We start from the raw sequence: 18,899 nt of genomic DNA on the forward strand, positions 1-18,899 counted from the left end.
TTTATCATGATGACCATCCAAGCCTTAACTGAAAAGGACCTCGAAAGTTGCGCAAAAGTATTTTTGCAAACCTACAATCAGGCGCCATGGAACTATCAATGGAAGATTGATGACGCGCTAAAATATTTAACAGAATACTATGCTTCAGCTCAATTTAAGGGTTTCCTTTTGTATGATGATGGTGTTTTTGCGGGTGCGATGTTCGCTCATACGAAGACATGGTGGACAGGGGCGCAATTTTATATTGATGAATTATTTATTGCCCCGAATGCTCAAAAAAAAGGATATGGAAAAGCATTAATGAATTTTGCAGAGCGTTATGCGTTGGATCAAGGTTTAGGGACGATTACTTTAATGACGCACAAGTTTATGCCATCGATGAAATTCTATGAAGGTATAGATTATGTACACGCACAACCCTTTGTAATTCTATTCAAACCAACTGCCAGTTGCAATTAGTTGATAGGTTGTATGATAGGCGGTTGAGGTAATGCGATATCATTCAAATTTATTATAATCTTTTTAATATTTTAGGGCTTAACAAACCTAAACTATTAAAATAAACCATTATGAAACATTTTATTGTAGTCGCTTTTCTCTTAATTTCCTGTAAAGCTTTTTCCCAGAAAGCAGAGATTAAAAAAGATAAGTGGCATTGGAATAACTCTTCCAGGCAGGATACGGTTATCGGGTATACACAAGTTTTAAAAGTTGATAATGTGCTTTACATTTCAGGCGCTGTCGCAAATGATATCAGTCCAGAAGGCATTACATCAGTTTACAACGCTCTAAAAGCATCACTATCGAGTTTTGGTGCCAGTTTCGATAATGTTGTAAAAGAAAATTTATATACAACGGATATTGAGACAATGAAAAAGTACAATTATGTCCGAAAAGGGTATTATAAGGAAGATTTTCCTGCAGCTACCTGGGTGCAGGTGGTACGATTGTTTATGCCGGAATCCAAGTTAGAAGTGGAATTGATTGCACATTTGCCTAAATAATTTGCTAAACGGCGAAGAAGGTGAATAGAATAGGCAAAGTGGAATGCGTCCGATAAGATACCGGGCGCATTCCTAATTATTAAGCTCCGTAAACGCCAATGACACTGACGGTATTAGCAGTATAATTTGAAACGATAGCATATTTACCATCAGGACTCATCAATATAGAGCCAGGAGACTGTCCGACATTAATGGTGATCGGGACCAGTAAATTAGTGGTTAGGTCAATGATATTGACCGTACCTTGTCCGGCAGTTAAGCCAGAAAAATTAGGTGCTCCTGAACTATACAAGGTATTGTAGTTGGAGACAAATCCATAGCGTCCATCTGTAGTGATATCAAATCCGGCTGGTTGGATTCCTGTTTCAATTAAACTGGTCTGGCTATCTTGTTCCAGATTTATAACACAAACTGTTGTTCCGTAGGGTGCAAAATTATTACTTCCAAAATTTGTCAGGTATGCATACTTACCAGCAGCATCAATTTTAATAGAAAATACACCAAACATAAATGGGATGTTCCCGATAAATGGGCTTCCACCGAAAGTATTAACTACGGTATTTGTAGCGGTTGAAATCTTTGACAAGGTCCCTTGCCATGGTTCACCATTTACATAGTTTGCGGTATAAACAAAATCCCCGTTTGGACTGATCGCAATTGCGGCTGGTGCTGCTGCAGGTTGTCCATATTCATTTAAGGTGATTTCTTCAATAACCTCCTCGCTGATTAAATCGACCACACTAACACTATTACCAGATCCGGAAGGAACCGCTGCACTGGCACCATAGTTATTCACATAGGCCTTAGTTCCGTCTGGGGTAATGACCATACCTGAAGGGCCGTTAAATCCGGTAATTGTTCCGGTAACTTGATTAGAAGCAGTGTCGATGATACTAATGGTAGCGGCATTTGAATTGGTTACATAAGCCTTTGTTCCATCTTTAGACAACGTGATGCTATAGGGCTGATGAAATGTTCCGCTAGTTATTGTGGAGATAGGCATGAAGGTATTTAAATCAATCAATGTGACAGTATCACTACCAGTGATGCCGTAGTTGTTTCCATTTGCCACATACAACTTGCTAGAATCCGAAGTGATGGCCATTGCTGTCGGATTTACACCAACGTTGATTGTAGCTAGTAATTTACTGTTTAAGATGTTTTCTGATTGATCTTTGCTGGGTTGAATGATAGATTCTGATATCATATTTTATTTTGATTGAGATGGTTAATTTGAACCAAATTAAGAAATATATCAGAAAGTTGTAAAGCAATTTTTTTTTGGTTCTATAATTTTTTGAAATCTCTTAGGCTTGTATATCAATTAAAAAGAGTCAAAACAAAATACTGTATACCCCAATATGCGAGGGGGTGTTCGATTCTTTGATGGTTTTTAAATCCTGCAGGATTTTAAGCTGAAAAAGAACAAGGGCTAGGAGGAAAGACAATAAAAAAGGTACATTTGGTTAACCAATACCTTTTCCATATTTATGAACGTCGGTAAAGAACTTTTGTTTTTTTTTAGTGCTCTGGGAGCTTTTAACGGACTAATTCTAAGTTTATATTTTTTTTTGTTTACTAAGAAAAAATACCTGAGTGGTTATTTCCTGGGCGCACTATTGTTTGTATTGAGTGTACGGATTGGTAAATCTGTTTTTATCTATTTTGATGGAAATCTGCCAAAGATATACCTTCAGATTGGTCTCTCCGCTTGCTTTTTTATTGGTCCTTTTCTTTATTATTTTTTGAAATCTGCGGTTTTGGGATTGGAGCGTATGCCTAAATCCTGGAAATGGACAATTTCTGCTCTATTTTTGTTGGTATTGCTGACGGGAATAGGCTATCCTTATGAAAACTATCCGGGGCTTTGGAACCAATATTTTAGTAAGGTCATTTATCTGCAATGGTTTATTTATATCGTAATTTCGGGCTTTACCATCAAAGGCATCCTGAAAAAAATGTTCAGCAAGGGGCAACAGTTGACTCCTGCTGAGACCTGGTTGCTGGTGATTTTTTTGGGAAATGTAGTGATTTTTATTGCCTTTTTTCTGAGCCTGATCCGGGCACCATTTACCTCTTACATCAGTGGTGCAATTGGTTTTTCCCTCATCTTATACTTGATTATATCCGTGCTTTTGTATAGAAAGAGGACTGATGATCTCTTTTTGCTTAGTCCTAATAAATACCTGGGTAAAAAAGTAACTGAAGAGGAAGTTGGTATTTTGTTGGGGAAACTTGAAAAAATCATGTCAGATCAGGCTATATATAGAAATCCCGATTTAAAATTAGGTGACTTATCAAAAAGCGTCCATGTAAGCAGTCATCAATTATCACAGTTTCTGAATGAACATCTGGGAAAGAACTTTACCACCTTTGTTAATGAGTTCAGAATTGATGAAGCTTGCAGAATCATCTCCACAGATCAGCGGCTGACTCTGGAATCTATTGGTTATGAAGTAGGTTTCAACTCAAAGTCTACTTTTTTCGCTGCATTTAAAAAACTGAAAGGAACTACGCCTTTAAGTTATCAGCAGCATACTATGCAAAAGTAAAGCGTGGTTGCTGAACCAGCTTTTTTGTGTTAATTTATAAATCCGTACTACTGATTCCTATTCCTGGCACCTCCAGCAGGAGTTTACTTTTGATTTTTGTGAAAAAGAAAAACCAAATCCAATTCACAAATGAAAATTCTGCTGATTATATTTCTCAGTATCCCGACGTTATTATTGCAGTCCCTAAAATTAAGTGCTCAAAATATCCAGCGCATTACTGCCAGGGTAACTGATTCAAATCATGAACCCCTCATGGGGAATGCTTTACTTTATGTAGATGCAGATCCTACCTTTAAAAAAGGGATTAGCTTTTTGAACGGAAGCTTTGAGTTGCTGGATATCCGTCAGAAAGAAGTGATGTTGAAATTAACCTCCTTGCTTTTTGCTGATACGCTGATCCTTGTAAAGTATAATGGAGTTGCGGCGATTGATTTAGGAACAATTGTAATTAAAACGCGTAACCTTCAGTTGAACGAAGTTCGGGTCAGTGCTCAGCAGCCTTTAACGCGATATCTGGCGAATGGTAATCTTGAAGTGAAAGTCGCCAACACTATATTAGCGAATAGCAGTTCCTTGATTGAAATCCTTAGCAGGGCTCCAAATGTGATCATTAATGATGGACAGATTGCTGTGGCAGGGAAAGGGGAGGCTACGATTTACCTTAATGGCAGGCTGATTACTGCTGAGCGTATGGCTTCAATTCCAGCCTCGCAGATAGAGAAGATTGAGGTGATTAGTAATCCCAGTTCAAAGTACGATGCAGAGGGAAAAGCGGTGATCAATATCATCACCAAAACCAATGCAGGAGCAGGCCTACTCGGATCGCTCAGTCAACAGGTTTCTGTATCTAAATTTGCAGGGCTGAATACCAATTCGATGTTCGACTTCAATTACAATAAGGAAAAGCTTTCAGTGGTAGGGAATTATGCGCTGTTTCAAGGAAAGGACAGAGAGCGTTTGTACACCACTAGAGTCCGACCCTCAGAATTAGATTTTTTAAAATCCGAGTTAACTACCAATTGGAACCGTAAGCTCCATAACCGCTCGAATTATGGGCTTGGCGCTCAATATGCCATCAATAACCAAAAAAGTCTTTCTCTGGCTTATAGTGGGAATTTAGAAAAACAGGGGGGAAGTCAGGACAGTAAGAATAGTATTAGTACTCAGGAAGGAACACGCTTTTATTCCAGCGAAACCAAAAAGAAGGAACACAGGCTAAATCACTCCCTGACTTTTAACTATAACCAGGCTCTGGATACCATGGGCTCTGTATTTTTTGTTGGGAGTCAGTATTCCAGTTTCCATGCCGATATCAATGATCTCATTGATGAGCAAAGTTTAATTGATGGAAAAGATGGTTTCAGGCTCTTGAAAAATAGTGTGCAGCATCAGATTTTGATTTCCAGTTCGCAGGCAGATTATAGTAGGGTATTCAATGCCGATGAAAAGCTGGAACTAGGGCTTAAATTCAGCTATGTAAATACTCATTCCGGTACTGGTTTTCAGATCGCCGATAATGGTGACGATTTTAAGCCGGATCGAAACTTATCCAATGATTTTGAATATAGAGAGAAAATACCAGCTACTTACATCAACTACAATGGCCTTTTCATGGGTAAAATCAAGTTTGGGCTTGGCTTTCGTGCAGAATGGACCAATTATCTACTAAATACGAGTGTTGGCGGCGGACAGATGATCAGTGATAATTATTTTAATATTTTCCCCAATCTGATGCTCAGCAGGCTGATTTCTGAACGCTTTAAGTTGAGTGCTTCCTATGTGTCAAGAATCGGCAGACCAAGGTATCAGGCTTTAAATCCTTTTGTGATTTATCAGGATCCTTTTACGACTATTGAAGGAAATCCCAATCTTTTACCTGAAAAAGTACATGCTTTTGAGTTGGGGGCAAATTACCGAAAGATTGACCTGAGGCTTGGTTATAATTATGTGAATGATCCGCTTAGTGCTGCTGCTTTGAGGGGCAATACACCGAACAGTTACGTACTAAAAGGCTTGAATCTCGAAAAGAGCCATGCTTATTTCGCAGCACTTTCTGTAACCACAGGTTTAGGATTCTGGACTGCCATAAATACAGTAAACCTGAATTATACCAAAATGATTGATGATCAGTTTGCATTTACATCCTTGTCGCCCAAACCACAGTGGTATTTATACTCCAGCAATACATTTAATGTGAAAAATTTGTTTAAGGTACAATTGTTGGCCTGGTATCTTGGGGAGGGCTCTTCAGGATTGTATCAAAATCGAAGTAGGTCTTCAGTGACAATAGGGCTTGATAAAGAGTTTTTTAAAGATGCATTGAAATTGAAGTTTTTGGCAAATGATATTTTTAATCAAACCAATAACTCGGGAAATTACAGCGTTGGGCAAACGGACATATTTTTCGACAGAACATTTAACAACAACTATTTTAGGCTGATGGTCACTTATAATTTCGGTAAACTGAAACAGAGTACTTATAAAAATAAATCCACCGGACAAGCAGAAAACAGCAGGGCAAATTGAGGTTAAAAATACAGCTTAATTTAATCCCATTTGATGGGACCTTACGAACCTTTCAGAAACGCATTTCTGTGGGTAAAATATCAGCTGAAAAATCTGGGAAACTGGTCGTAAAGAGGCTTGAGTTCGGTAGGGGTTGACTAAGAGTTCAGTAGGAGTTCAGATAGGTAAACCCTAAGCCAACCCGTACTGAACTCTTAGTCAACTCCTACCGAACCCTAACGGAACCCGCATCTCTTCCCAAACACTTCCCGAACTCTATCCGGGACTTTAGTTATCTCCGGATTGAGGTAAAAATGGAGAACATTTATGCCGGATAAATCACTTTTTCAGCCAAGTTTTCGGATTGATTCTTTGGATTTTAATCCTAAGATGAAAGGGCTGCTTTCAAGTTCTGAAAAAGCGCTACAGTCATTGTTTTTTGAAAGGTATTGTTTTATAATTATAGGAGAAGACCCTGATGAATCACCGCATTGATATAAACTGTTTTACAAACTCAATTTAATGATGGAATGACCATTGTGGTTGTATTTATAAAAATAAACCCATCGTACATGGTGTTTAATGGTTTGTTGGCACCACCTCCACCTGCTGATTGTTTTGAAGGATTATAGCTACCCCCAATACCTCGTGACTCTCTTCTTTCATTTAAGAACTTATTGATGAGCTGATTTCCCTTTGAAGTTTCAAAGTCAAGGAAAAAGTTTGGACTCATACAATTGCTAAATATTAATTCCACAGACTTTTCGGAGGTAACACTTTCGGTTTTACATTCCCCATATTTTTTAGTATTCTCGTTGTAAGCATTGAAACTGCCATTATTAAAGCCAAAACCGATTATATATGTTTCGGATGGGTGTTTTTGTTTAATATAATACCCCATTGGTAAATTATTATTTCTTGTCGAATTTTTTGCTACATGTAAATTATGGGCCCAAACGATAGTTTTCCTTTTGTTATCAAGATTATGGATCCATTCAAAGTTCTCTGCCATTTTTTTATCACGTATAATATCTTTATCATGAAGATACTTGGTCTTTGAATACATTATAGTTTGCAGTATGTTTTCTAGATAGTGTGAGAACAGTGTTACATTTTCGGTCACATTTTCATCTATACTCGCCATCTTGAGCTCATATTCAAGCGCATTAACATTTTCTAGTTCTGACTTTTCAATTTGTCCATAGGAATAATTGATCATTGTTTTTAATCCTTTCATAGCAGATGGAGTTAAAGTAGTTTTAAGTTTTAATTTACCACTTAATAGCATTTCAGCACTGTTAATAGCGAATTGCATATCGCAGCCATAGAACTTAATTTTGTTTTCTGCTGATTGGGTGAGGTTAAAATCTTTCATCCATTCTATTAACCTCTTGAAGTCCTGATTGATCCATACACCAATACTCATGCGTTTTAATGCATTATTTATATTGCCTTTTCCCTCAACTATATAATCATTCATCGCAACTGAGCCCACAAAATCAGCTTCAATCACAAAGTTTCTAAATCCCCTTTCTTTTATAAGAAACTGAATGATATTTTGCTTCATTGAAAAAAATTCGTGAGTTCCGTGTGTAGCCTCTCCCAGGAGAACGATATTCTTATTTTCGAATACTTCATTAATGGAGTTTTTATCTATAAAATCAGCTGAAACTTCAACCGATTTTAACGGAATAATATTCTCGTTAAGTGCTTTAATTAGTGATGATTGTCCAAAAACCTGGTAGGGCATAAGACCAATTACGCCAAGTTTTACAGCTAAAGCAATTGAATTATTTTTATATAAATATTTTAAACCATCTAAAATTTTGATCATTGGAAAAGTCGTCTAATAATTTTTAGGATCTATGAGCTACAATATATTCGTCGTTTACTCAAAGTAAAGAAATTTTATTTATCTTAAATAGATATTGGTAATCGTTATTTCTTAATTTCCAGTAATTTTAAGCCTTATTTTTTTCTAATACCTGGTATTCATTGTGGCGCCAAAATATAAAGAATGCATGGTAAAGTACTTTACTGAAATGAAGTGCTATTCTATTTAAAAGGAATATTTTGATCCATTTGGCTTTAGAACTTTTGTTTTATTAGAGTTGTTGCTGAAAGTACCAATAGTTGCTCGCTTTTTAATGCTGTATTGTTTTTTAGGGTTCTTAGCAAGGAAGGTAATTCTATGCCAATTTGTTTTGCTACCTGGGCGTGTCCATAACAAGACCAATGCCCATCATTTGAATTTAAAGCCCAACTTTTTTCGTTTTTCCCGATGCTTAAAACAATATTTTTGATGCAGTATTGATTGGCTAATTTAATGATAGCCGGTTCAATCCCTGGATGAAAAACTAAGGTTACTTTATTCATATCATAGGTTTTAACGCAGTAAGCAAACAGTTTATTTACAACGGTTTCATCGAATTCGGGTCTTATTCTAATGATGCTTTTTGTGGCTTCTTTATGATCTTCTTTGTTTTTTGCATCAACAAAAAGTGGAAACCTCAAATACAGGTAATACATCAGTTTAATGTTGTAGAGTATTTTTTTTAGCCCTGGACTTTTCAAGTTCCCTTTTAAAATGGTATTGGTACTTAAATCTATCTGTACCCGATCTATGTACCTTTGATTGAGCGCCGAGCTTTCCAGAAAATCCTCGCTGTTTACATAAATGAGGTGCATTTTCGGTCGGATGCTGGAATCTAATAGTTTACTGATCTGCATCGCTTCAATAAAGGTGACACCAGATCTTCCTGCCTCAAAGAAACTGTATTCTTTGGATTGGGACCGAAGTACATTTCCCTGATTACAAGATATAGGATTCATGATGTTTTCAATATAGGAATCACCTATAATAGAGATCAGAGTGTCTTTGCTGGTGTCAGAAGTACCGAGCCAACCAAATTTATTAACTACCCACTTTGTTTTTGCTTTTGTATAATATCCAGTCTGACCAGGTACATAGCGCTGTATCCCCATTTTGTCAACATACATTCTTGGTATATCTGGACTAAGCTTAAATATCCTAATGATAAGTTCGCCTGTAACTGCAATCATAAAAGTAAATACGAGTAGCCTGATTAAGAATTTTTTCATGAGGATGTTCCGGTTACAGTGATGAAATTTAAAATTGAAAATAGATGAAGGTCTGAGCTTCTCCCTGGTAAACAAACATGAGTAGTATCAGGCTGAAATAGAATGACCACCTTATTGGCAGTGGAAGTTTAGTAATATTACTTAGTGAAAAATTACCTTCCCGGCCAATCCACTCTACGACTAGAAAGCCAAAAACCAAGAGGGAAACTACCAACGTTGATTCTGGCATATCTGGCTTTACAAAAAGCGAGGGCGTAAAAATTCCATTTATATAATTTATGGCATCGGAGACACTTTTAGCTCTAAAAAAAATCCAGGCCAAAACCGTTAGACTAAAAGTGATGACAATTTTCAGAAAATCACGGATGCTGGGTAGATTTTTGCCTTCCGCCACAATATTTAAATTATCCCGATTGGTGTTGAATAGAATTGATGGCATAATAAACAAGGCATTTAAGGCTCCCCATATCATAAATGTCCAATTGGCACCATGCCAAAAGCCGCTGACAATGAAAATGATAAAAGTATTTCTAACCTTTTTCCATAGTCCACCTTTACTACCGCCTAAAGGAATATATAGGTAGTCGCGAAACCAGGTAGACAATGAGATGTGCCAGCGCCTCCAGAATTCAGCAATATCTCTGGAAAAATAAGGAAATGAAAAATTCTTCAAAAGCTCTATTCCAAAAAGTCGGGAGGTTCCTAATGCGATATCAGAATAGCCTGAAAAATCTCCATAGATTTGAAAAGCAAAAAATACTGCAGCTAAAACTAACATACTACCTGGTTGAGCAGCAGAATTGTCGAATACCTTATTAGCAATGTCAGCACAGTTATCAGCAATGACTATCTTTTTGAAAAGGCCCCATAAAATTTGCCTTAAACCGTCCACTGCATTCATATAATTAAATTGCCTTTTGCGTTGAATTTGAGGTAAAAGATGGGTTGCTCTTTCTATTGGACCAGCCACCAAAAGCGGAAAGAAACTAACGAATAGAGCATAATCGACAAAATTGCTTTCAGGTTGTATTTTGCCTTTATAGATATCTATCACATAAGATAAACCATGAAAAGTATAAAAGGAGATCCCCACGGGAAGTATTATGCTTAATGTGGATGGGTTCACTTGTAAACCTAAATTTCCTAGGGATTCCGCAAGAGCGCTTGCGAAGAAATTATAATATTTAAACACGCCCAAAAAACCTAAGTTAATAGAGATACTCAACCAAAACCAAAATTTCCTCATTTTTTGATTATTGGATTGAAACATTTTTATTCCCGTGAAATAATCTAAGAGGGTAGAGAAAATTAAAAGAAACATGAAACGCCAGTCCCAACAAGCGTAAAAAAAATAGCTGGTTAACAGCAATAGAATATTCTGAAATTTCAAATTCTTATTGGCCACAAACCAATAGAAGAAAAATACGAGAGGTAAGAATAAAGCAAAATTTAGCGAATTGAAAAGCATAGGTTCCGAATTTAAAGTGAGTTAAGACTCGATACTGGTCCGGGAATCCCATAATTATTGCGCCTTGAATTAAAGTTATAATAAAATTTAATTATTATAAGTGACTGTAAATCAGATTGTCAACTGCGTAAGTTTGATTTTACAGTATGATTTACAGTTGTTCGTACTTTTGTGATAGGTCAAAAATTAGAGTCTATAATATCTTTTAATGAAATATCATTCAGCAAGTTAAATATGATCCATTCTTTCCTTTTTAAGACTTTTTGCTGAGCAAAGCTTTTAAGAAAACTAAAAATAGAAAGTTTACAGAATCGCGGGAAGTTTACGTATAATTCTTATATTGAGTCTTTTAATGGATGTTTTTGTAAAGAATATATAAATACTAAACGGTTTTGTTTTAAAATTGGGGGAGGACAAATAGGAAGCGTTAAGTACTAAAAGTGAGCTAAAAATTTGTATATGAAATTAAACTATTTAGTTGTTTTGGTCAGTAAGTTTCGTTTTATATTTGAATTGTATGCGCTTATACTTAAAAGATGCTTAATCACGTTGTTGAGCTGAGCCATCCTGAATTTTGATTTACAATTAATAACAAATGATATTTATGAAACATGTGTTAATAGTTTTTGCATTGGTGATACTTTATCATTCCCCTATAAATGCGCAGGATATACGATCTTATTTAGTCGTAGTAAAGACGAAAAGCGTTGGGAATGCAAAGGGTGTATTGTACAACGTCAGCCCCAATGCAATAATCTTGCAAAACGGCGATTCGATAATAGCCATAGGACCAACCGAAATTAAGAAAATTATAATCTTTGCATCAAATAAGCCTTATAAGTATAAAAAGGTTTTTAATTATACTCCATGGGACGAGAACAACTTTGAGACACGACCCAACGAACAGGTTCGCATCAGAAAATGGGGACAGCCTGATCCAACCATTAAAGAAGAAGTTGGCGGGCACATCAGCAATGCCGCAATGAACGGAGTGGTCAATTTAATTGCTGCCCCTTTGAGTGTAATAAAGGGGAGCCTATACACCGCTATTATTAACGAGGACGTCAATAAATTCAACAGTATAAGAAATGATCTTTATAAATATTCTATCTATTACCAGCTTCATACAGACTACAAGGACGAATTGAAAAAAATCAATTCAATAACCAATAGGACTAATGAATAACCTCTTTCCAAAGAGAAATATCTACAAATTCATCATTAAGGAAAAATATTTTATGCTATTTATCGCATGTTTTGGTGTTTCTGGTAAACGAAAAAAAAAGCTTGCAATTATTTGATTTTCAGGATTTTTTTGTGGTTTTGGTGCTGTTTTATATGGTTCCCGATGGGATTCACACCTAGTATGAAAATCAATGTTTATTCATTGTCTGGGATGTTTTGGACTTATTACTCACCGAATCGCTCAGCTTTTTGTTATAGGTTTTAGCTGCAAATTCTATTGTTTAAAGATACAGGTGATAAGTTTTTTATAAAAATATCTGGACTGTTTTTTTGCGTAATTCAAAAAAAACAAATTAAACATTGTTAATTAGTAGGAGATATCTAACTTGTATTTCGTTATCAGAAAGGCAAAAGGCTCTTGGAATAACTAGAGATACATAGCTGGGACAGTGGAAAAGCCATTTGTTTTTCTGTATATATTCATTAAAATATCGAGTTATAAAAAAAACGCTTCTCTAAATTATTATTTCTTACAATCGGAGGATTTATCCTATCAGGCTCTCTCCAAGCGCAACTAGTTCTTAATCAATCACATACTACAGGAACATTTACAGCTCCTCAGAGTATAACCCTTATGCCTGGATTTAGTACTATTGGAGACTTTTCTGCAAAAATCCAAATTGCCCCTAAAACACCAATTATCCAAAGCCCTAGTCAAAACCAAAATTATGTCATTCAAAATAAGATTAGAGTTGCTGGCGTCACAATGGCCTCGCAAATTACGGGACTATCTGCAGACGAACTTCAACAGACCATAACATATTATGATGGGTTAGGGAGAGCTATGCAAAATGTCCAGACACAGGCAAATCCAGATTTACAGGATATTGTAACACCAATAGTTTATGATCCATTCGGAAGAGTAGACAAAAGCTATCTTCCTTATGCAAGTATAGGCACAGGAGATGGAAGTTATAAAGTTAATGCAATTACAGAAATCAGTAGTTTCTATAATCCAGTTGGAGGAACAGATTTACAATTACTAGGGGCAATTCCACGCATCCCCACACCATTTGCAAAAACCGTATTTGAACCATCGCCACTTAATAGGATAATGGAACAGGGGTTTCCAAGAAATATGTGGCAGCCTGCATCAACAAGAACTAGCGGTTAAAATTGCAACTGGGAGAACAGTTGTTACATATAATAATGAAAATCGACCTATTACTCCGGAAAGTTTTGCTGGAAATAAAAGGCCCGTAAGTCTTTCTGCCGATGTGAAGGATATTGTGGGTGGAGGCATAAATATTGGTGCCTTTTCTAGTACCGGTACTTCTGGGAAGCTAGGTTGGACTGGGATTTCTTTTGGAGTTAATCTAGGTGTTGGTGCAAGCGTTAATGCGGGTTCCATAGGAGGTACATTATTAAATACTGTGCTGTTGAATGATGTGAAACCAACAGCTCAAAGAAGTTTTCTTGACAGAGTAACAAATATGGTTGCTCCAATTCAATCTGCAACCATAACTGGAATTCGGAATGCATTAAAATGATAAAAGATGAGATATTTGTATTTGGTGATCGTATTCATTGTTTTTGTTTGTCTAGTTTCCTACTTCTATCATTCAGGTAAAGAACGCACGGTAGTAAGAGATAGGGTAATGTTTAATGATCTTCTAATTCAAGGAGAGGTTATAGAAATAAAGACTTCAAGAAATCATAGATTTGGTATTCTACTGTTGAAACTAGATAGTATCAATACTGGTAGGTTCGTTGATACCTTGTTAGATGAAGGTATATACCCTTACAAAGTAAAAGATAGAAAAGCAGAAGTCTATGTTGGTATTCCTGCTGGCATCCAAAAAGGAGATAAGGTGATTGTTGACTCCGATAAAAAAATGGCATTTTATCATTATATTGTGGAAGATAAACACTATAAATGTGATCTTGGTATAGTGATAGATCCTTCTGACATAGATTATATAAAAGAGAACACAGCGTTCAAATGAGATCCTATGTTTTAAACTAAGCCATTAGGATTACGGCGCTAGGTTCTATGATCCGGTAATAGGCCGCTGGAATGTGGTGGATCCTAAAGCTGATATGTTTAGTCATATGTCGCCATATAATTATGGAATGAACAACCCAGTCTTAATGATAGATCCTGATGGCATGTCGGCAACATACAATTGGGATACAGGGAAATATGAAGATGAAGGGAAAGAAGTTTCATGGGATCAGGTTCAAAAAGATATGGGATTAACCAAACGGATCAGGAGCCTAAAAATAAAGATCAGGAAAAACAGTAGGCGTCAAATTCATGGAATAATAGTTTAATGAATTCATGAATAATGTCATGGAATTTAAGTTGTTTGCTCAAGATTTTGCGTCGATTTCTCCATTGAAAATTAAAAAAAATGCAGCGCCTACAGGATCTGTAACAATCGAGACTGGCGGCTCTTTTTCTGATAGTGAGCTCTCTGCTGCAAAATTTATGAAGAGATTGGGGCATGAAGTTATCTTGAGAAGTCCTAGTGGGACTAGAGCAGGGGGAAAACTTCTGATCTCTTAGTTAATGGAAAGAGTTATGATGTTTATACGCCAATAACGAATAATCCAAGTAGTATTATAAGTGCGATTGCTAAAAAGAATAGCCAATCTCCAGGAATAGTTCTTGATCTTTCAAGAACAAATGTTACAGCCTCACAGCTAGAGAATGTATTAAATAGGGGAAAGGGTGCAGGAGCTACAAGAATAACAGATGTAATAATAATACCAAAATAGCTATTATGCCAAAAATTAGATGTAAGTGTGATAATGTAATTTGGCTTGGGGAAATCCCAAGCCCGCACCAGTGGTTGATTATTTCTGATGTTGAATATGATAAGTTTGAAGGTCAAATAGATGCTGAAATATTATTTTCAAAGATGGAAATCGTTGTGAGGTGCAATGTTTGTGATAGGCTTCATGTTTTTTGGGATGGCTTTGATAAGCCTCAGACAATCTACAATAAAGAATCTGATTGATGATTATCGTTGTATTTTCGGGAATTAAATCCAGTTTTTCTGCAGTTAATCATGTAGAAGGGATAGCTATTTATGCCGTTAACATATTACGTTTGCGAGTTGTAGGTGAGCTATTAAAACGGAATATCAGAAATAGTAATTCGTTTTCATAATCAACTGATTAAAGGTTAAACAAAAGTAGCCTTGCAGTTAATGGATGTCAAATCGTTCAATGAATGAACTTTCTGTGAGTCAATTTATTACGATTTTATTCGGTGAGTCAGGGGAACTTCAATTTACTCACCTAATCACTCAATTTTATATTTGATTTATTGAATAAATTGTAGTTTTGGGTAAAAAGAAAAAGCCTGCAATCAATTGATTGCAGGCTTTTAAACGTTTTGTTGCTATTTCTGGTGATCCCGCTGGGATTCGAACCCAGGACCACTACATTAAAAGTGTAATGCTCTACCAGCTGAGCTACGGAATCATTTATGTTCCCTTGTTTCGGGAGTGCAAAAGTAGAAAAAAATATTTAATAACCACACTTTGCGCTTAAAAAAGTAAAGTAAAATTGAATATTTTTTATAACTCACTGAAATACAGTTTAAATGTTTTTTGAAAAAACATTGGTTATTTCTATTATTTGGAAAATAGTTTTTCTTGGCTTTCCTTCTCGAATGTGCTTAAACCGAGGTTCGAAAATTATTTTCCAGAAATAACCTTCTTTACCAAACAAATTGCCACTCTTCTTCATTATCCTCTAGACCAATATTGCAATTGCGGAACAACTGGGCAGATCTAAAATGTAAAGCTCAGGTAATTTTTTATGCGTTTTGTTCATTTCAACAAATACAGCGTAAAAATAAGCATGCAATAATTTGGAAATAAAATGATAAAAAGACAAATTTGTGAAAGAAAACGAAACTAATTGAAAGTTTCATTTTGTTAAAAGCTTCTACTATGAACAGACTTAAATTGATACAAAATTTAGCAACCGTAGAAAAATGGGACCTAGTCATCATTGGCGGGGGAGCTACAGGTTTGGGTATTGCAATGGACGCAGCAACACGAGGTTATAAAACCTTATTAGTGGAACAGGCGGATTTCGCCAAAGGAACATCGAGTAAGGCTACCAAGTTAGTGCATGGCGGTGTCCGCTACATGGCTCAGGGTGATCTTGGCCTGGTACGTGAAGCTTGTCATGAAAGAGGATTGTTGTTAAAAAACGCTCCTCATCTTACAAAAAACGAAACATTTGTGATTCCTAACTATTCCTGGTTTGACAATTTGAAATACACCATAGGATTGAAATTCTATGATCTTTTAGCAGGAAAGTTAAGCCTTGGTGCTTCAAAATATATCAATAAAGAAAAAACAATTGCTGCATTGCCATCCATTAAACGGGAAGGATTGAAGGGGGGAGTGGTGTACCACGACGGACAATTTGACGATACGCGATTGGCATTAAATATTGCGCAAACGGCTATTGAAAACGGCGCTACCGTGTTAAATTACATGAAGGTAGAAGCTTTACTTAAAGATAGCAATAAGAAAGTAAATGGTGTAAAAGTGAAAGATGTAGAAACCGGTCAGACTTATGATGTTTTATGTAAAGTGGTGATCAACGCTACTGGTGTATACGTCGATAATATCCTGCAAATGGATAGACCGGAAGCGCCACATATGGTACGCCCAAGTCAGGGAGTGCACATCACATTAGACCGTTCTTTCATGGAGGGAGATAATGCTTTGATGATTCCTGAAACTGATGATGGAAGGGTGTTGTTTGCCGTACCATGGCATGATAAACTGATAGTGGGTACTACAGATACTTTAAGAGATCATCCGGAACTGGAACCTCAGGCATTGGATCAGGAAATAGAATTTATTCTTTCTACAGCAGCCAAGTACTTTAGAAAGAAACCAACCCGTGCAGATGTTCTGGCTGTTTTCGCAGGATTACGTCCGCTTGCAGCACCAAAACAGGAAGGTTCAAAAACCAAAGAGATTTCCAGAAGTCATAAGATCATTGTTTCAAATTCAGGAATGATTACGATTACTGGAGGTAAATGGACCACTTTCAGAAGAATGGCTCAGGATACTGTGGATAAAGCAATTGAAAAGGGATATCTACCAGCTAAATCCTGTAAAACAGAGCACCTCCATATCCATGGATATGTGGCTTCAGCAGATCAATCAGATCCGCTTCATTTTTATGGTACTGACATTGAAGGTATCCAGAAATTGATTCAGGAAGATCCATCACTTCAGGAAAGATTAGTTGCGGATTATCCGTATACGAAAGCAATGGTGGTATGGGCCGTTAGAAATGAATACGCCCGTAAGATTGAGGATGTGGTAGGACGTCGTTTCCGATTATTGTTCCTGGATGTGAAAGCTGCAGTAGAGGCTGCACCAGTGGTGGCAAGAATTATCGCCGACGAGCTTCAACGTGATCAGGCATGGGTAGAAAAAGAAATTGAAGATTTCAAAACCCTTGCGAAAACGTATACCATATTTTAACTTGCTACACATAAATAATTAGAATTTTTAATCTTAATCAATCCTATAAAAATGGAGCCAGACCAAAAATTTATTCTAGCCCTCGATCAGGGAACAACCAGCTCCCGTGCCATTATTTTCAACCATAATGGAGAAATCGTCGCCGTAGCGCAGAAAGCTTTCGAACAGATCTTTCCGCAACCAGGTTGGGTAGAACACGATGCCAATGAGATCTGGTACTCGCAGTCTTCTGTAGCGGCAGAAGTAATTGCTAAATCTGATTTAAACGGTTTGAATATTGCCGCAATCGGAATCACCAATCAAAGGGAAACAACGATTGTGTGGGATAGAGAAACTGGAATTCCGGTATATCACGCCATTGTCTGGCAAGACAGGCGTACTTCAAAATATTGTGACGAACTTAAAGAGCAAGGCTGGAAAGATAAGATAAAGGAAAAAACAGGCCTGGTTATAGATGCTTATTTCTCTGGGACTAAGGTGAAATGGATCCTCGACAATGTAAAGGGCGCAAGAGAAAGAGCAGAACGTGGTGAACTGTGTTTTGGTACCGTAGATAGTTGGTTGGTCTGGAAATTTACCCGCGGTGCTATGCACATTACCGATGTCTCCAATGCCAGTAGGACCTTGATGTTTAACATCAATACCATGGAATGGGACAAGGAATTATTGGAATTACTGACGATTCCTGAGAGTATGTTGCCAGAAGTCAGACAAAGTTCTGAAGTATATGGAAATACTGTAACGACACTTTTTGCTTCTAAAATTCCTATTGCTGGGATTGCAGGAGATCAGCAGGCCGCTTTATTTGGTCAGATGTGTGTTGACGAGGGAATGACTAAAAATACCTATGGAACAGGTTGCTTTATGTTGATGAATACTGGCGATAAACCTGTGTTTTCAAAAAACAACCTCCTTACTACTGTGGGCTGGAAAATCAATAACAAAGTTACTTATGCTTTAGAAGGTAGTGTATTTGTTGGTGGTGCAGCGATTCAATGGTTGCGTGATGGCCTGGGTATTATTAAAACTTCTGCGGAGAGTGAAACACTGGCTGCTTCAGTTGAGGATAATGGAGGTGTTTATTTTGTTCCTGCACTTACTGGTCTTGGTGCTCCTTATTGGGATCAATATGCACGTGGATCAATATTCGGTATTACACGGGGAACAACTTCCGCACACATTGCAAGGGCTGCTTTGGAAGGAATTGCTTTCCAGGTAAATGACCTCCTGAAAAGCATGGAGTCGGATTCAGGAAAAAAATCTACTGAATTACGTGTAGATGGTGGAGCAGTAGAAAACAACGCATTAATGCAGTTTCAGGCTGATATTTTTGGAAGCAGTGTGGTTAGACCAAAAATTCTGGAAACCACAGCACTTGGGGCTGCTTATCTCGCGGGTCTTGCCGTTGGGTATTGGGGTAGCGTGGAAGAGATTAAGAAACAATGGAACATCGAGAAGAAATTTGAACCATTAATGGAAAAGGACAAAGCTAAAAACTACCTTCAATACTGGAAGAAAGCAGTAGAAAGAACAAGGAACTGGTCGGAGGAATAGA

15 protein-coding genes, 1 tRNA gene and 2 pseudogenes are annotated in these 18,899 nt (G+C 36.9%); 13 read left to right on the forward strand and 5 right to left on the reverse strand.

From position 1 onward, the window contains the following. The first annotated feature begins 6 nt into the window (after positions 1-6). Positions 7-459, forward strand: coding sequence for a GNAT family N-acetyltransferase (locus R2Q94_RS05245; RefSeq protein WP_316820392.1), 453 nt, complete (start codon positions 7-9; stop codon positions 457-459). Between the two features lie 110 nt (positions 460-569). Beyond that, positions 570-1,004 (forward strand): RidA family protein, encoded by a 435-nt coding sequence (locus tag R2Q94_RS05250; RefSeq protein ID WP_316820393.1) that lies wholly within the window; start codon positions 570-572, stop codon positions 1,002-1,004. Positions 1,005-1,083: 79 nt separating this feature from the next. Here R2Q94_RS05250 and R2Q94_RS05255 read toward each other — a convergent pair whose 3' ends face one another. Continuing rightward, positions 1,084-2,211, reverse strand: a complete 1,128-nt coding sequence (locus tag R2Q94_RS05255) for a YncE family protein (RefSeq protein WP_316820394.1) — start codon at positions 2,209-2,211, stop codon at positions 1,084-1,086. Between the two features lie 364 nt (positions 2,212-2,575). Between R2Q94_RS05255 and R2Q94_RS05260 the strand changes: the two genes are divergently transcribed. Beyond that, positions 2,576-3,556 carry a helix-turn-helix domain-containing protein gene (locus tag R2Q94_RS05260; RefSeq protein ID WP_316820395.1) on the forward strand — a complete coding sequence of 327 codons (981 nt, stop codon included), beginning with the start codon at positions 2,576-2,578 and terminating at the stop codon, positions 3,554-3,556. Positions 3,557-3,685: 129 nt separating this feature from the next. Then, positions 3,686-6,082, forward strand: a complete 2,397-nt coding sequence (locus R2Q94_RS05265; RefSeq protein ID WP_316820396.1) for a TonB-dependent receptor domain-containing protein — start codon at positions 3,686-3,688, stop codon at positions 6,080-6,082. Positions 6,083-6,575: 493 nt separating this feature from the next. Here the strand turns inward: R2Q94_RS05265 and R2Q94_RS05270 are convergent, their stop codons facing one another. The 3 genes from R2Q94_RS05270 to R2Q94_RS05280 all read right to left on the reverse strand — a co-directional run bounded on the left by R2Q94_RS05270 (position 6,576) and on the right by R2Q94_RS05280 (position 10,409). Beyond that, entirely contained in the window at positions 6,576-7,895 is a 1,320-nt protein-coding gene (locus R2Q94_RS05270) for an erythromycin esterase family protein (RefSeq protein WP_316820397.1), read from the reverse strand. Positions 7,896-8,149: 254 nt separating this feature from the next. Further along, positions 8,150-9,163: a hypothetical protein gene (locus R2Q94_RS05275; protein WP_316820398.1), complete on the reverse strand. Its 1,014-nt coding sequence runs from the start codon at positions 9,161-9,163 to the stop codon at positions 8,150-8,152. Between the two features lie 28 nt (positions 9,164-9,191). Then, positions 9,192-10,409 (reverse strand): MBOAT family O-acyltransferase, encoded by a 1,218-nt coding sequence (locus R2Q94_RS05280; RefSeq protein WP_316820399.1) that lies wholly within the window; start codon positions 10,407-10,409, stop codon positions 9,192-9,194. Between the two features lie 826 nt (positions 10,410-11,235). Here R2Q94_RS05280 and R2Q94_RS05285 point away from each other — a divergent pair. From R2Q94_RS05285 to R2Q94_RS05310, 7 genes and pseudogenes are all read left to right on the forward strand, one after another. Beyond that, positions 11,236-11,817, forward strand: coding sequence for a hypothetical protein (locus tag R2Q94_RS05285; RefSeq protein ID WP_316820400.1), 582 nt, complete (start codon positions 11,236-11,238; stop codon positions 11,815-11,817). 633 nt (positions 11,818-12,450) lie between these two features. Beyond that, a complete protein-coding gene (locus R2Q94_RS05290) occupies positions 12,451-12,990 on the forward strand; it encodes a DUF6443 domain-containing protein (RefSeq protein ID WP_316820401.1) in 540 nt (179 codons plus the stop codon). 103 nt (positions 12,991-13,093) lie between these two features. After that, positions 13,094-13,366 (forward strand): hypothetical protein, encoded by a 273-nt coding sequence (locus tag R2Q94_RS05295; protein ID WP_316820402.1) that lies wholly within the window; start codon positions 13,094-13,096, stop codon positions 13,364-13,366. 6 nt (positions 13,367-13,372) lie between these two features. After that, positions 13,373-13,822 carry a hypothetical protein gene (locus tag R2Q94_RS05300; protein WP_316820403.1) on the forward strand — a complete coding sequence of 150 codons (450 nt, stop codon included), beginning with the start codon at positions 13,373-13,375 and terminating at the stop codon, positions 13,820-13,822. 43 nt (positions 13,823-13,865) lie between these two features. After that, positions 13,866-14,150: pseudogene (locus R2Q94_RS05305) on the forward strand (RHS repeat domain-containing protein); the annotation flags it as partial. 228 nt (positions 14,151-14,378) lie between these two features. Then, positions 14,379-14,597 (forward strand): annotated as a pseudogene (locus R2Q94_RS22150) (hypothetical protein); the annotation flags it as partial. 5 nt (positions 14,598-14,602) lie between these two features. Next, positions 14,603-14,839, forward strand: coding sequence for a hypothetical protein (locus R2Q94_RS05310; protein WP_316820404.1), 237 nt, complete (start codon positions 14,603-14,605; stop codon positions 14,837-14,839). A gap of 393 nt (positions 14,840-15,232) precedes the next feature. On the opposite strand, the gene R2Q94_RS05315 is transcribed toward R2Q94_RS05310, so the two are convergent. Then, a tRNA-Lys gene (locus R2Q94_RS05315) sits at positions 15,233-15,308 on the reverse strand. A gap of 473 nt (positions 15,309-15,781) precedes the next feature. Here R2Q94_RS05315 and R2Q94_RS05320 point away from each other — a divergent pair. Both R2Q94_RS05320 and glpK read left to right on the forward strand, forming a co-directional pair. Then, the gene (locus R2Q94_RS05320; protein ID WP_316820405.1) at positions 15,782-17,344 is read left to right on the forward strand and encodes a glycerol-3-phosphate dehydrogenase/oxidase; all 1,563 of its coding nucleotides are present in this window, start codon (positions 15,782-15,784) and stop codon (positions 17,342-17,344) included. 51 nt (positions 17,345-17,395) lie between these two features. After that, positions 17,396-18,898 carry a glycerol kinase GlpK gene (gene glpK / locus R2Q94_RS05325; protein ID WP_316820406.1) on the forward strand — a complete coding sequence of 501 codons (1,503 nt, stop codon included), beginning with the start codon at positions 17,396-17,398 and terminating at the stop codon, positions 18,896-18,898. The last annotated feature ends 1 nt before the right edge of the window (position 18,899 follow it).

It is taken from the genome of Pedobacter gandavensis (assembly GCF_032678465.1).
In the GTDB taxonomy this organism is placed as follows: domain Bacteria; phylum Bacteroidota; class Bacteroidia; order Sphingobacteriales; family Sphingobacteriaceae; genus Pedobacter; species Pedobacter gandavensis_B.

Bases quoted from the DNA above. Each gene is read 5' to 3' on its own strand.
- R2Q94_RS05245 (WP_316820392.1), top strand. From the start codon at position 7: ATGATGACCATCCAAGCCTTAACTGAAAAGGACCTCGAAAGTTGCGCA.
- R2Q94_RS05250 (WP_316820393.1), top strand. From the start codon at position 570: ATGAAACATTTTATTGTAGTCGCTTTTCTCTTAATTTCCTGTAAAGCT.
- R2Q94_RS05255 (WP_316820394.1), bottom strand. From the start codon at position 2,211: ATGATATCAGAATCTATCATTCAACCCAGCAAAGATCAATCAGAAAAC.
- R2Q94_RS05265 (WP_316820396.1), top strand. From the start codon at position 3,686: ATGAAAATTCTGCTGATTATATTTCTCAGTATCCCGACGTTATTATTG.
- R2Q94_RS05270 (WP_316820397.1), bottom strand. From the start codon at position 7,895: ATGATCAAAATTTTAGATGGTTTAAAATATTTATATAAAAATAATTCA.
- R2Q94_RS05275 (WP_316820398.1), bottom strand. From the start codon at position 9,163: ATGAAAAAATTCTTAATCAGGCTACTCGTATTTACTTTTATGATTGCA.
- R2Q94_RS05280 (WP_316820399.1), bottom strand. From the start codon at position 10,409: ATGAGGAAATTTTGGTTTTGGTTGAGTATCTCTATTAACTTAGGTTTT.
- R2Q94_RS05285 (WP_316820400.1), top strand. From the start codon at position 11,236: ATGAAACATGTGTTAATAGTTTTTGCATTGGTGATACTTTATCATTCC.
- R2Q94_RS05290 (WP_316820401.1), top strand. From the start codon at position 12,451: ATGCCTGGATTTAGTACTATTGGAGACTTTTCTGCAAAAATCCAAATT.
- R2Q94_RS05300 (WP_316820403.1), top strand. From the start codon at position 13,373: ATGAGATATTTGTATTTGGTGATCGTATTCATTGTTTTTGTTTGTCTA.
- R2Q94_RS05310 (WP_316820404.1), top strand. From the start codon at position 14,603: ATGCCAAAAATTAGATGTAAGTGTGATAATGTAATTTGGCTTGGGGAA.
- R2Q94_RS05320 (WP_316820405.1), top strand. From the start codon at position 15,782: ATGAACAGACTTAAATTGATACAAAATTTAGCAACCGTAGAAAAATGG.
- glpK (WP_316820406.1), top strand. From the start codon at position 17,396: ATGGAGCCAGACCAAAAATTTATTCTAGCCCTCGATCAGGGAACAACC.